This window comes from Frankia sp. R43 (assembly GCF_001306465.1).
In the GTDB taxonomy this organism is placed as follows: Bacteria; Actinomycetota; Actinomycetes; order Frankiales; family Frankiaceae; genus Parafrankia; species Parafrankia irregularis.
The window spans coordinates 733,984-746,000 of the sequence record NZ_LFCW01000006.1; the positions used below are offsets into that span (position 1 = coordinate 733,984).

The window sequence follows — 12,017 nt, forward strand, 5'->3', positions numbered from 1 at the left end:
CGGCCTTCGGGCGGTGCCCGTTGTTCTCCGGCCAGTGCCCCGCCGGCTCGGTGCGGCCTGCGCCGCCGCTCCGACGTCCCGTCAGTGGCTATCGTGTCCGTCGAGCAGGCGGCGGGATCGGAGCGGTGTGGTGGGAGGTGCCGGGCGTGGCCGAGGCCTCCGGGGTCGGGAACCGGGGCCGGCGTAGCGAACTGCGGGTCGCGCAGCGGGCGTTCACCCGTGCCCGGTTCATCGACGCGGCGGTGGTGGCGTTCGCCGAGCACGGCTACGTCCGCACCACCATCGATGAGATCGTCCAGCGCGCCGGGGCTACCAAGGCGACCTTCTACCTGCACTTCCGCGGCAAGGCCGACATCCTGGTCGAGCTGAACGGGCGTGTGCTGGAGGCCTTCGACGGCATCTATGTCGATCTCGGCGACCTGACCCGGGCTCCCACCTGGGAGGGGATCAGGGCCTGGCTGGCGCGCGCCGTCGAGCGCTGGGAGCGGGTGCGCGACTATGTGGCCCCCCTGTGGGAGGGAGCGGTCGTCGAGCCGGAGATCCGGGCGCTCACCGAAGGCGACTATGACAGGCAGGTCGAGTACCTCGCCGCGGCGCTCGCCGCCGCGCGTGACGATCTGACCCAGGCCGACGCCGAGATCACCGCGGCCATCCTGCTGATGCCGCTGCAGCACTTCTTCAGCAAGTTCATCCACGGTCAGCAGGTCGACATCGACCGCGTGCTCGACGCGCTCGCCTCAGCCTGGCTCGCGATCATCCTCCACGGCGCCCCGCCGCGCTCCCGAGGCTGATCAGCCCGGAGGTGGTGCCCCTGTCGCACCACGACGCAAAGGGGCTGGCCTGCGGTCCGGTCGGGCTCTCGACCCGGTGGTGCGCCGCCGGGCCCGCTGGCCACTGCCCCTTCTGATCCGACTGGCTGCCGAGCCTGATCCGGTCGGCCGCCTGGCGAGATCTCCGCACTGCCCCGATGGCGAGCGGGCCGTTCGTGCGTGCCGCCGCCGAGTCGCACGCGGCGGCCGGGTGATCTCCGCCCGCTGGGCGCATCCGACGGAGTGCCCAGGTGCCCAGGCGTCCTGGTGCCCCGTGTCAGGTGTCCTCACTCGTTCTGGAAGACTCGTATGCCATTGACTGGACTCATAGTCCATTTTATGGTCGATAGGTCTTAGCTCTCGGTCGAGGCAGGCAGGGCCCAAGAGGACGTGTGGATCACGTCGGCCCAGCCCCCAGCCCCCAGAGGGGCGAAGGGGCGATCCGACCGCAGGAAGCGGCCGGGCCAGGAAGACCGTGACCCGGAACGCAGGGAGCAGATCGATGCGATTCTCGATGATCTTCGAGGCCCAGCTCGCCTCGCCGACGCCCGACCGCGAGCGACAACTGCTGCGGGACTGTGTCGAGCAGGCGGTGGCCGCCGAGGCCGCCGGCTTCGACGGTGTATGGGCTGTGGAGCACCATTCGCTGACCCGTTATTCACACATGAGCGCCCCGGAGATCTTCCTGGCCGCGGTGGCGGCCCGTACCTCCCGCATCCGGATCGGGCACGGCGCCGTCTGCATGCCGTTCAACTTCAACTACCCGACCAGGGTCGCCGAACGGATCGCCATGCTCGACGTGCTCTCGGGCGGCCGGCTCGACGTCGGCGCGGCGCGCGGGGCGACCGCGCAGGAGGCGGCGCTCGCCAACGTCGACCCCGAGCGAACCTACGCCGAGATCGAGGAGGCGCTGCGCATCATCGGCCGGGCCTGGCAGGAGGAGACGTTCGAGTGGCACGGCGCGCTGCTCGACATCGCCGCCCCGGAGGGCAACGAACGGCACACGATCCTGCCCCGCCCGGTCCAACGTCCACACCCGCCGTTGTTCCTGGCCTGCACCAAGCCCGACACGGTCCGCCGTGCGGCTTCCTACGGCGTCGGGGCCCTGATCTTCGGCTTCGCCGGACTCGACAGTGTCCGGCTGCAGAAGCGGATGCACGCCGAGACCGTCGCGACCCGCACCGGCGAGGAGTTCGTCTCGTCGGTCGTGAACGACAGCTTCATCGCCCTGGCACCGACCATCGTGCTCGACGATGCCGCCGAGGCGCGCCGGGTCGGGGCCCGCGGCCAGCGGTTCTTCGGCGAGTCGATCGGTTACTGGGGCGGCCGGCGGCCCACCCCGGCCGGCGACCACACCCACGACGACGACAACATCGCCTACATGCGGCGTCTCGCGGCCGAGATGACCGCCCGCTACGACCGCGGCGAGCTGCCGATGGTGAAGGATCGCTCCCTCGCGGCGGCCAATTTCAACATCGACCACGCCTACGGCGACGCGGAGACGGCCATCGACTACGTGCGCGAGCTCGAGGCGGCCGGTGTGGACGAGGTCATGTGCCTGATCCAGATGGGAACCGTCGAGCAGGAGATCTGTCTGGAGACCATCCGGCAGTGGGGGGAGAACGTGATCCCGCGGTTCCGAGCCCCCGGCACCGCCGATCCCTCCGCCCGGCCCGGGATCCGCGCCGCGCAGGAGGCACTGGCCGCCACTGCATCCGCCACAGCATCCGCCTCGGCTCCGGTGGTGTCGGCATGACCGGCGGCACCGAAACCACCCGCGCGGCTGGTGCGCCCGGCCCGCTCGGTCGGCCCGGCCCGCTCGCCGGAAAGGTCGCCCTGATCACCGGCTCGGCCCGCGGGCAGGGCGAGGTGACGGCGCGTCGGTTCGTGGCGGCCGGCGCCCAGGTGATGATCACTGACATTCTGGCCGCCGAGGGCGCGAAGGTCGCGGCCTCGCTCGGTGACGCCGCCGTCTTCCAGGAACTGGACGTAAGCGACGAGACGGCCTGGGCCGCGGCGGTGGCGGCGCTGCGCGCCTCGTTCGGCCGGCTCGACGTGCTCGTCAACAACGCGGCCATCCACTGGATCCGCCCGCTGCTCGAGGACAACGCGGCCGACCTCGATCGGTTGCTCGCGGTCAACCTGCGCGGCCCCTTCCTCGGGATCCAGGCCTGCGTGCCGCTGATGCTCGAGGGCGATGGCGGCTCCATCATCAACATCGCCTCCATCGCGGGCGTGAAGGCGTTCCGCGGGCACGGCGTCTATGGAGCCGCGAAATGGGGGCTGCGGGGCATGTCCAAGGTCGCGGCCCTGGAACTGGCCCCGCGGATCCGGGTGAACTGCATCCTGCCCGGGGCGATCGACTCACCGATGCTGCCGCCCGGAGCCGCCGAACGGGTCTCCGCGGGCACCCCGATGGGCCGGCCCGGCCGGTCCGACGAGATCGCCGAAGGAGCCCTCTACCTGGCATCCGCCGCGTCGTCCTACACCACCGGCACGGATCTTGTCATCGACGGCGGCTCCACCACCTGACCCTGACCAAGGCTGCGGACCAGGTGCCGGCGGCCGTGGCGCGGCGGTGGACAGGCGAGCACGTTCTCACCGGCCTGTTCCTGACCGAAAAAGATGTTCACGTCGGCCCGGCAGGTCACATTCATTGATCCCTGACAATCACACCGTATATCAAAAGGAACTAAAGCCGCATTTCCAAGCATAGCTCGGGCAATCAGGTGAAGCTGCAGTTGTTCTGCAAACTTCGTTGTCGCCGGGTATCGGAGTTGTTACGCTGAATCCGCGGAGGTTCGCTCGACTTGTTAGCGGCCGACTTCCTGTTCGGGGGATCCGTGTCTTGACACGAGTGGACCGACCTGTCTGGGTCGGCGTCGGGCGAACAGAATTCGCAGTACCCGCTGTTCCAGTTAAAGCGTGACCTGACGGGTCGCGCCGGCAGAAGGGGTAGGCGTATGTCTCTTTATCACACTGAGATCCAGTGGGGCGGCCCGGGGGCGGAATGGCACAAGGATGCCGACCTGCAGATCGTCATCGGCAACCGGAACCAGGTCGTGCCCTCGTCGGGCCGGCCGGAGACCGGGACCCAGGTGACCTGGTCGGGCCCCCAGGGCAACGGCAGCATCACGTTCTTCGACAACGGCGCGTCGTTCCAGGGCGCGGCGCAGTTCCCCGGCGAGGGCCCGGTCGCCTACCGCGGATCGGCGGCGTAGGAACCTTTTCGGTGAACCCTCGGTAACACGAGAAGAATTCCACGGCGACGACCTGGGTATGCAGCTCGCCGCCCTCGGCGTCGTCGTGGGATTCTTCGTCTCCCGAAAGCATTTGGGTTGGTGGTCACGCCCGGCGGGGCCCGTTCCGCTTACCGAGCTCGACCTGGCAGGGGCAAATCCGGATCTCGTGGTACATCACGCAAACTCGACGCCAGGCAAGTGGCCCCTGGTGTTCTGAGCTCGCTGGTTCGTTCGTGGACTTGGTATCGCCTGGCCCTCGTGCTGTGCAGATCGAGTCGCGCTGTTGCATCGGCGATGTCCACCTTCGCGTAGCCGCCGATCAGTCATGATCAGAGGACGCGTCGACGCGGTTTCCGTCCACCGGTTCCGGCGTCGGAGTTCGCCGGTCAGCCCCACCAGCAGGTCGACCACGGGTGCTGCCTTCCCGCTTCCCGTCGGCGCCGGTTTCTCCGGCCCGGTGCAGACGCCGCCACTTCACTGCCGCCGGCCGGCCGGTCACGGTCAGGGTCCTTCGAGGCCGATGACGGTTCCGAACGGGTCGATGATCTGGCAGATCCTCCGTCCTTCCGACACGGTGAGCGGGCCGCGATGGTGGAGGCAGCCCGCGGTGAGGAGGTGTCGGCGGGTGGCGTCGAGGTCGGTGACGGCCCAGTAGACGACGGGTGATCCGCCGCGGGGGTTGCGGTCGTCGTCGGCCTGGTGGAAACCGATCTCCACTCCGGCGACGGTGAGCCAGGCGTAGACCGATTCGCCGTCGATGTCGAGGTGGACGTCGGCGCCGAGTTGTGCGGCCCACCAGCGTGCGGATGTCTCGGGGTCGTCCGCGAACGTCATGACGGTGGTGACGGGACCGAACATCGGGTGGCGCCTCTCCGCGGACGGGTGGCAGGGTCGGCGCAGTGTTGGCAACGCGGCGACCTCGGTCCGGTATCGTGGAGCGGCCGGCCGGCGTGGCGCAATTGGTAGCGCACTCGACTTGTAATCGAGCGGTTAGGGGTTCGAGTCCCCTCGCCGGCTCCAGATAGATGGCCCCTGACCTGCGGTTTTGCAAAGTTGAAGATCATCTATTCAAGATCAAACCGGGTTGGTGTGCGCATGGTGTGCGCATTTCGCGTTGGCGCGCTGGGGCGATCTTGGTTCGGGTGCCATCTTTGGTCGGCCGAGGCCGGGGCCTGCGGTCGCGACACCACCCCGATGACGGTTACATTCCGTTAGTTTCGGTCGTACTGGGATGTGGGTGGGATCGTCGAGAACGACGCGCGTCGGCTGACGGCTATCGACGCACCGCCTCACCCCGTGTCACCCCGGCACGGGGATTGGGCGTCCACGGCGCAGTCGGGGCCGGTGGCGGCGCTGCGGGCGCGGACGATCGCCATCCCGCGGAACGGATGCCCCCACCATCCGCCCCGGCATGGTCGTCCCGGCCTCCGCAAGTGTGTGGCGCTCATGGTGCTCGCGAAGGACGCCAAGGCGGGTGGACCGCTACGGTGACGTCATCCCGGCGTGGCTACCTGTGCATCGGGATCGAGGAGGCGGCCTTCCGCGTTTCGGGTTACCAGCCCGACCTCGTTCGGTTTCCGCCAGGCACTGGCCGGCGGCTGGGTCCTACGGTGGTGGGGTGACCGACGCGGTGGGTGGCCGTGCAGCGTTTCAGGTCCTGGTCCTGCCCTACCGGCCGACCGGGCACGGTACGCAGTACGCCCTGTTCCGGCGTGCTGACGCGGCCTGCTGGCAGGGTGTCGCCGGTGGTGGCGAGGCGGGTGAGTCCCCGCTGCGGGCCGCCCGGCGGGAAGCCGCCGAGGAAGCCGGCCTGGTTGGTGAACGCGAGTTCGTCCCGCTGGACGCGCGGGCCACGATCCCCGTCGTCCACGTCACGGGGAGTTCACCTGGGGGCCGAGGTGCTGGTGATCCCGGAGTACGCGTTCGGTGTCCGAGCGGAGGACGCCGAGGTGACGTTGTCGGACGAGCACACCGAGTACGGCTGGTTCGGTCTCGACGGCGCGGCGAGGGCCGTGCGGTGGGATTCGAACCGCACCGCCCTGTGGGAGCTGGATCATCGGCTACGCCACGGCATCGGTTGCCGCGTCGCCTGAGAGGCCACCCCGATAGCCCGCGTCAGGCCGTTTTGGTGAGGAAAGCGGTGATCGCCTCCGGGCCGGGGTGGTAGCCGTCGCTGGTGTCGACGGTGAGCCGCGGGAGGTCCAGGCGGATGTCGGCGAAGGCGTCCAGGGCGTGGCGGCCCGCGGCGATGTCGTCGAGGAGGTTCTGGTCGCCGTGGGCGGCGCGGTGGGGGTCGAGCCCGGCGCGGGTGGCGATCCGCTGGTGCGCCACGGCCGGGTCGACGGTGGCGCGGATGATCCGCACGTCGGCGTGGGCGGTGAGTGGTTCCAGGTGAGGTGTCCAGAGCCGGTCCTGGAACGCGGCCTCGGCCACGAGGGTGACACCGGCCTTCGTGAGGGTTTCCAGCACGCCGAAGAAGGCGTGGAGGGTGGGGATGTTGAGGGGGTCGTTTCCGCCGGCCTGGTAGCCGGGGCTGGCCAGGACCATCCCCTGCTTGATCTCGTCGCGGATCACCGCCGGGCAGCCGACCATCGCGGCGATCGCGCGGGCGAGGGTGGTCTTGCCGGTTCCTGGCGGGCCGCTGACGACGGCCAGCACCGGCCTCCCCATGGCCATCCGTCATCCTCCCAAGCACGGAGACTCGTCCGCGCCTGGGCGTCCGAGGCGGATGAGGAACTCGTTGTCTTCCTCGTAGGTGTCGGAACTGGAGTGCTGGGCGAGTACCTCACGAATGCGCGCCTCGAAGGAGTCGATCCTCGCCCCGAAGAGTGGGGGTGCCGCAAAAGAGGTGGAGTACAGGTAGCCCAGGATGCTATCGGCGGTCCAGATCCTTCTGACGGGAACCCTCACCTCTTCGACCTTGTGGAACGGGGACTCGGACAGAATCTCACTGTAGGAGAGATCATGGTGCGAAAACACTCCGCTGCCGGCTCGCCGCTGCTCGCCCAGGAACTCCTGGATGACCGCCCGCACGGCCTTCTTCCACTCGTTGCTGGCCTCCCAGAAGCCGCTGTCGCCGAAGATAGCGACGGCACCGCCATCGTGGATGATGTGCTCCAATGACGCCAGCACTCGCGGCTGGTCCATCCAGTGGAAGGCGCGACAGATGGTCACGAGAGAGGCCTGCCAGCCGGCGGGAGCAGTGAAACTCTCGGCGGAGACGCTAAAGAATCTGATCATTCTGTCTGGGGAGGCAAATGGCTGGCAGTTGTTCTCTGCCAGCTCCAGCATCTCGGGATCGGGATCGACGCCGATAATGTCGATGAACGATTCGTGGAGGGCCTGAATCACTTGACCGGTGCCAGTCCCGAGATCCAGCAGTGCCCGGTGAGGCTCACCAGCCACGGCGTCTGTCAGGACATGGGCAACCTCGGGTGGGATTCCAGGCCGGAGTTTGCTGTAGTAGCCGGCCGCGCCTGCAAAATTGCTCATACCCATCCTTCGCGATCTCGGCGAGACTAGCAGCGAACATGTGGGCGGAGAAGGTGAACCGTGGCCGGTGGGTTGTCGGCCGCAAGCGGTGTCGTGCGTCTCCGATCAGGACGATCTCCCGGGTGGACTCGGGCCGGCGCGTGCCCGCCCGCATGGCTCCGGGTACGTCGGCTCCCCGCTGTCTCCGAGGTGTGCCAGGTCGGAGACAGGAGCGCCGAGGGCCTGGAGCACCATCAGGGAAGGCGTGGGGATCAGGCGCAGCGAAGCCGGTACGACCATGCTGGCGTACGGCGCGGTGATCCGGCATGGCCCCCTCGTCGAACTCTGTGGCACTGACATGCGACAGGGTGACGATAGGGGCGAGATCCGTGGATCGCGTGATGCCTGATCGAGGGGGATGATGCCGGGCACGATGGTGTTGCGGTGGGTGTGTGGGGCGATTTCGATGGCGAGGGCGCGGATGAGTCCTTCGAGGGCGGCTTTCGAGGCGGTGCAGGCGCCGATAGTTCTAGGGGACTGCCAGAATGGCCTGGGCGGTCTCCGCCGGTGCGAGATCGGTGGTATCGATGAGGTGGGCGCGGGATGTGATCCATGGCAGTGCCTCGCTGTAGGTGGCGAGGTGGCTCAGGCGCCAGTCGCGGGCGGCGCTGCTTCGTTCCGGGTCGCCGGGGAACAGATCGTGCATGACGATTCTTTCCCGGAGGGCGTGTTGGTCCGCGTGGAGAGCGACGTGAAGGGTGTCCAGGCTCCTTTTCGCGAGTCCGGCGAAGATTTCCTCCGCGTATGCCTCTTCCAGGAGGGTCATGGGAGCGATGACGGTTCTGCTGGTGGACTCGACGACTTCTGCGATGGTAGCGATCGTGAGGCGCCGCCACGCAGGAAGGTCCTGGAAGTCGCCGGTCGGGACAGGGATGAGGTCGCGGAGCAGGAAACCTATCTCTTCGGGGTCGAAGACGATCGCGTGTGGGATGAGGGCCTTCAGCGCATCCGCCGTGGTGGTTTTCCCGACTCCGAACGGACCGTTAATCCAAATGATCACAAGGATTCCTTGATCGTACTTTATCGGCTGGTCGATGCCCGTCTGATGCGGTGGATGCGCTCCGGCGAGTTGAACAGCGACGGCGGTCCGGAGGAGACAGCCGCCGACGGTGCCCTCGCCCGGGGAGCGGGCCGGGTACGCGGCGACGGCTGCCCTGCGCGCCTCCGCCGGTCATGACCGAGCAGGTGATCCGCGGCTACGACGCCGGCTGATGCGTCTACGCGCCTGGAAGGATGACCAGCTCCTCGCGCGAGGTCCGCTGACGAGGCCTGAGCTGGAGACGGGGCACACTGCGGAGTCCTCCAGGGCACGGGTCAACGCAGGATCATCGGCTTCTCGGGTGGGCCTTCGGCGAGTACCCAGGTGACGAGTTCGCTGAGGCCGTGAGGGTAGACCGTCTCGCGGGTGGTCCGCAGGTTCTCCAGCGTCCACCAGCGGTGGGATCGGATGTTGTCTGTCTGGGTGGCTCGGTCCGGGTCGATGTCGCCGGGTGCGATACGCGAGAGGAAGTACTTCTCGACCTGGCGGACCGTGAGGCCGCCGACCGGGTGATGCGTGCTGCGTTCGGCGATCTGGGCGCTGAGGTCGACCTTCTCGGCGCCGAGTTCCTCGCGTAGTTCCCGGAGCACGGCGGTGGGGTAGTCCTCGCCCGGTTCCAGGCCCCCGCCCGGGCTGGCCCAGAAGCCGTCGTTCTCGTCGTAGTGGAGCAGCAGGACACGCTGGTCGGGGTCAAGAACGACGGCTCGGGCCGCCTTCCGCAGCGGCGGGGTGCGCATGGCGCCAGTCTGGCAGCCGGCTTCGTCCCGCCCGACGAGGTACCGGTGCCCACGGCGCCGAGGCCGCGATGCCTGGACGATCGCCAGGGTGTACGTCGTGGTTTCCCCGATGGGTTCCGGTGCCACCGGACCGACCTCGCCAACGGACACGACTGGGTAGCCTCTCCAGAGCATCGCCTGCCTGCGGAGAGCCACCGATGTTCGGTCCCGTCACCACCGTCATGACCTTCGCCGTGGACCCCGAGAGATCCGCACGCTGGTGGGCAGGCCTGCTTGGCGCCGAGGTTCATCTCGACGTCGACGGGGAGTCGGTCTACGCCTGGCTCACCGTCGCCGGCGTGGAGATCGGTTTCCACCAGGCCGACGACGACCGCAACCCCCGCGGCGGGTCACCCGTCGTCTACTGGGCCGTCACCGACCTCGACGCCACCCGCGGGCGCCTCCTCACCGCGGGCTGCGTTCACCATCGCGGCCCGCTCACCGTGTCGGCAGGACGAAGGATCTGCCAGATCATCGACCCGTTCGGGACCGTCATCGGCCTCGAAGGACCATGATCGGCGACGTGGTGGAGACATCGGTACCGGCCCGAGGGAACGGCTCCGAGGGGAAAGCCGAACCGGTGGTCTACCTGCTAGTTGGTCTGACCGGGTCGGGTAAAACCACCTACGCGACCTGGCGACTGGAGCCCGCCGGCGCGGTCCGACTGTCCGTGGACGAGCTCGTCCATGCCCGGCACGGCCGATACGGCGTGGACTACCTGGAGCGGGACTACTTCGCTCTGGAGGCCCCGGTCATCACCGAGGTGCGTGCCCGCCTCGTCGAACTGGTCGTAGCGGGGCGGGACGTCGTGCTGGACCACGGCCTATGGCTGCGTTCCACCCGTCGGGAGTGGAAACAGGTCGTCGAGGACGCCGGCGGGCAGTGGCGGCTGCTGTACTTTCCCGTCCCCCATCCGGAACTACTGCGGCGCCTGGCGGCGCGGAACCTGCGGGACGATGCGAACGCGCTGACGGTGACGGAGTCCGCGCTCGACGACTTCTACGCCCGCTTTGAGGCCCCTCACCGCGAGGGCGAGGAGATCATCGAACCCGGATCGTTCTGATCAGCCACCTTGGGCACGGTGACTGCCAACCTGGTTGAGCGGAAGCCCACTGGCTAGGCCAGTGCCTTTGCCCCCGCTTCGAAGACCAGCGGACATCAGAGCCCGCCAACCCCGTGAGAACCCCAGACAGCAGCATGATCAAAATAGGCCAGGTGGCATTAGAGCAGGAGGTCACGATGGCATCGAGGCCGGTGGTGCCGATTGTGCGCAGGTCGGCTCGTGCGGTGTTGATCGATGACGAGGCCCGGCTGGTGACGATCAAACGGACCAAGCCCGGGGCGGCGCCGTACTGGACGACGCCGGGCGGAGGGATCGAGTCGGACGATCCGAGCAGGCAGGCGGCGCTGGAGCGTGAGCTGCTGGAGGAACTGGGCGCGACGGCTGTCGTGGGTCAGGAGGTGACGCTGGTAACGACACCAGCTGATGGCGGCCAGTCCGTGCAGTACTTCTTCGCGGCTCGTTTGATCAGGCTCGATGCGTCGTTGCGATCCGGTGATGAGTACGCCGACGCCGGCCGGGGCGGCTATGAGGTGGAGCGGATACCGCTTGATCAGCTCGCCGAGTACGACCTCAGGCCCGCGAAGATCAAGGATTTCATCAGCGAGAACCGCGCGGCGCTCCTCGCTGCGGCCGGGAGCCGGCGCTGTGATGATCAATTCGGTGCCGGGTGACGCCAGCCTGAACGCGACACTCACCGAGATCCGCAGGCTGTGCGCGCGAGGTCGGCGATGCTGGTAAAGCTGTCTGCGCCGAGATGCTGGCAGGCATCCAGGAAATGGGATGCAAACGTGGCGAAGGCTTCGTTGATCGTGCCGTTGTCGTGGAGAAAGTCCCACCAGTGGAAGGTGATTACTCCCATCCCGGCTGGCTTGGCGATGTTCATCACGAATGCCGCGATTTCACGTGGAGTGTTCTGGCGCATGTTTCTGGGTGATACCGACGTGGTCTGGTAGATCACCGTTGCCGAGCCTGCTGTGTAGCAGGGGCGTCGCCGTTTTGCCTCTGCGCGGTCTTCCGGCTGGTCGGGATCAAGGCCGAGGGCCTGGACTTCGTGGTTCATAAGGGCACGGCTGAGGTGGAACCCCGCGGTCGTGCAGCGAGCGGCCACTGTCTCGTCGATGAAGTTGTGCGGTGGTATGAGCGTCGACGTGCCGAGATCGTCGCGGAAAGCGCGCAACACCTGCAGGAGTAGATCCACCCGTCTACGGCTGGGGGCGACGAGTTCGGGTGTGCCGGGGCCGTGAGCGGTTGGGTGGTCGGCATGGGTGAGTCCATGGACCGCGATGTCCGCCTTCCCGAGGCTGAGTTGCTGGTCGAAATAGGTACGCAGGCCGCGGTCCGCGAGGGAGCGGCGTGGGTGTCCGCAGGCTTCGCGGCGAGTCGCTGCCTCGCCGAGACATCCTGAGGCGGGGAAAGGAACGACGCCCAGCACGATGGGCCGGCCGCGCCAGACGTCCCGGTCGAGCAGTGTGAGCAGGTGCGGCGGGGTGCCGCTGTGAATGTCGTCGAGCCGTATGCAGAGGGTCACCATGAGCGTCTCCGAGGATCTGGGGATAT

15 protein-coding genes, 1 tRNA gene and 1 pseudogene are annotated in these 12,017 nt (G+C 67.9%); 11 read left to right on the forward strand and 6 right to left on the reverse strand.

All coding sequences use genetic code 11. From position 1 onward, the window contains the following. The first annotated feature begins 146 nt into the window (after positions 1-146). The 4 genes from ACG83_RS42945 (at position 147) to ACG83_RS27475 (ending at position 4,030) form a co-directional block, all read left to right on the forward strand. Positions 147-791 carry a TetR/AcrR family transcriptional regulator gene (locus ACG83_RS42945; RefSeq protein WP_235498213.1) on the forward strand — a complete coding sequence of 215 codons (645 nt, stop codon included), beginning with the start codon at positions 147-149 and terminating at the stop codon, positions 789-791. A 520-nt stretch (positions 792-1,311) separates the two neighbouring features. Then, positions 1,312-2,565 (forward strand): LLM class flavin-dependent oxidoreductase, encoded by a 1,254-nt coding sequence (locus ACG83_RS27465; protein WP_063793210.1) that lies wholly within the window; start codon positions 1,312-1,314, stop codon positions 2,563-2,565. Next, positions 2,562-3,341 (forward strand): SDR family NAD(P)-dependent oxidoreductase, encoded by a 780-nt coding sequence (locus ACG83_RS27470; protein ID WP_083473593.1) that lies wholly within the window; start codon positions 2,562-2,564, stop codon positions 3,339-3,341. The genes ACG83_RS27465 and ACG83_RS27470 overlap by 4 nt, the downstream gene beginning before the upstream one ends. A 431-nt stretch (positions 3,342-3,772) precedes the next feature. Then, positions 3,773-4,030, forward strand: coding sequence for a hypothetical protein (locus ACG83_RS27475; RefSeq protein WP_006544017.1), 258 nt, complete (start codon positions 3,773-3,775; stop codon positions 4,028-4,030). 522 nt (positions 4,031-4,552) lie between these two features. Here the strand turns inward: ACG83_RS27475 and ACG83_RS27480 are convergent. Then, the gene (locus tag ACG83_RS27480; protein WP_054569090.1) at positions 4,553-4,909 is read right to left on the reverse strand and encodes a VOC family protein; all 357 of its coding nucleotides are present in this window, start codon (positions 4,907-4,909) and stop codon (positions 4,553-4,555) included. Between the two features lie 86 nt (positions 4,910-4,995). Between ACG83_RS27480 and ACG83_RS27485 the strand changes: the two genes are divergently transcribed. The 3 genes and pseudogenes from ACG83_RS27485 (at position 4,996) to ACG83_RS47040 (ending at position 6,144) form a co-directional block, all read left to right on the forward strand. Then, positions 4,996-5,071: transfer RNA gene (locus ACG83_RS27485), tRNA-Thr, on the forward strand. A gap of 391 nt (positions 5,072-5,462) precedes the next feature. Next, a pseudogene (locus ACG83_RS48090) lies at positions 5,463-5,810 on the forward strand (hypothetical protein); the annotation flags it as partial. 139 nt (positions 5,811-5,949) lie between these two features. Further along, complete coding sequence (locus ACG83_RS47040) at positions 5,950-6,144, forward strand: hypothetical protein (protein WP_226933202.1); 195 nt, start codon at positions 5,950-5,952, stop codon at positions 6,142-6,144. A 22-nt stretch (positions 6,145-6,166) separates the two neighbouring features. Here ACG83_RS47040 and ACG83_RS27500 read toward each other — a convergent pair whose 3' ends face one another. From ACG83_RS27500 to ACG83_RS45535, 3 genes are all read right to left on the reverse strand, one after another. After that, positions 6,167-6,727 carry an AAA family ATPase gene (locus ACG83_RS27500; RefSeq protein WP_083473595.1) on the reverse strand — a complete coding sequence of 187 codons (561 nt, stop codon included), beginning with the start codon at positions 6,725-6,727 and terminating at the stop codon, positions 6,167-6,169. 3 nt (positions 6,728-6,730) lie between these two features. Beyond that, complete coding sequence (locus tag ACG83_RS27505) at positions 6,731-7,543, reverse strand: trans-aconitate 2-methyltransferase (RefSeq protein ID WP_054569093.1); 813 nt, start codon at positions 7,541-7,543, stop codon at positions 6,731-6,733. 508 nt (positions 7,544-8,051) lie between these two features. Then, positions 8,052-8,228, reverse strand: coding sequence for a hypothetical protein (locus ACG83_RS45535; protein WP_161934798.1), 177 nt, complete (start codon positions 8,226-8,228; stop codon positions 8,052-8,054). On the opposite strand from ACG83_RS45535, the gene ACG83_RS44585 reads away from it, so the two are divergent. After that, on the forward strand, positions 8,223-8,759 hold the full coding sequence (locus ACG83_RS44585; protein WP_131799620.1) for a hypothetical protein: 537 nt from the start codon (positions 8,223-8,225) through the stop codon (positions 8,757-8,759). The genes ACG83_RS45535 and ACG83_RS44585 overlap by 6 nt on opposite strands. Before the next feature lie 137 nt (positions 8,760-8,896). Here ACG83_RS44585 and ACG83_RS27515 read toward each other — a convergent pair whose 3' ends face one another. Next, complete coding sequence (locus tag ACG83_RS27515) at positions 8,897-9,484, reverse strand: NUDIX hydrolase (RefSeq protein WP_200931381.1); 588 nt, start codon at positions 9,482-9,484, stop codon at positions 8,897-8,899. A gap of 71 nt (positions 9,485-9,555) precedes the next feature. Here ACG83_RS27515 and ACG83_RS27520 point away from each other — a divergent pair, with 71 nt between their 5' ends. The 3 genes from ACG83_RS27520 (at position 9,556) to ACG83_RS27530 (ending at position 11,131) form a co-directional block, all read left to right on the forward strand. Beyond that, positions 9,556-9,912, forward strand: a complete 357-nt coding sequence (locus tag ACG83_RS27520) for a VOC family protein (protein ID WP_054569095.1) — start codon at positions 9,556-9,558, stop codon at positions 9,910-9,912. Beyond that, positions 9,909-10,460, forward strand: coding sequence for an ATP-binding protein (locus ACG83_RS27525; protein WP_193209793.1), 552 nt, complete (start codon positions 9,909-9,911; stop codon positions 10,458-10,460). Before ACG83_RS27520 ends, ACG83_RS27525 begins: the two co-directional genes overlap by 4 nt. 176 nt (positions 10,461-10,636) lie before the next feature. After that, complete coding sequence (locus ACG83_RS27530; RefSeq protein ID WP_054569199.1) at positions 10,637-11,131, forward strand: NUDIX domain-containing protein; 495 nt, start codon at positions 10,637-10,639, stop codon at positions 11,129-11,131. Positions 11,132-11,151: 20 nt separating this feature from the next. On the opposite strand, the gene ACG83_RS27535 is transcribed toward ACG83_RS27530, so the two are convergent. Beyond that, complete coding sequence (locus tag ACG83_RS27535) at positions 11,152-11,991, reverse strand: hypothetical protein (protein WP_054569096.1); 840 nt, start codon at positions 11,989-11,991, stop codon at positions 11,152-11,154. Positions 11,992-12,017: the final 26 nt, after the last annotated feature.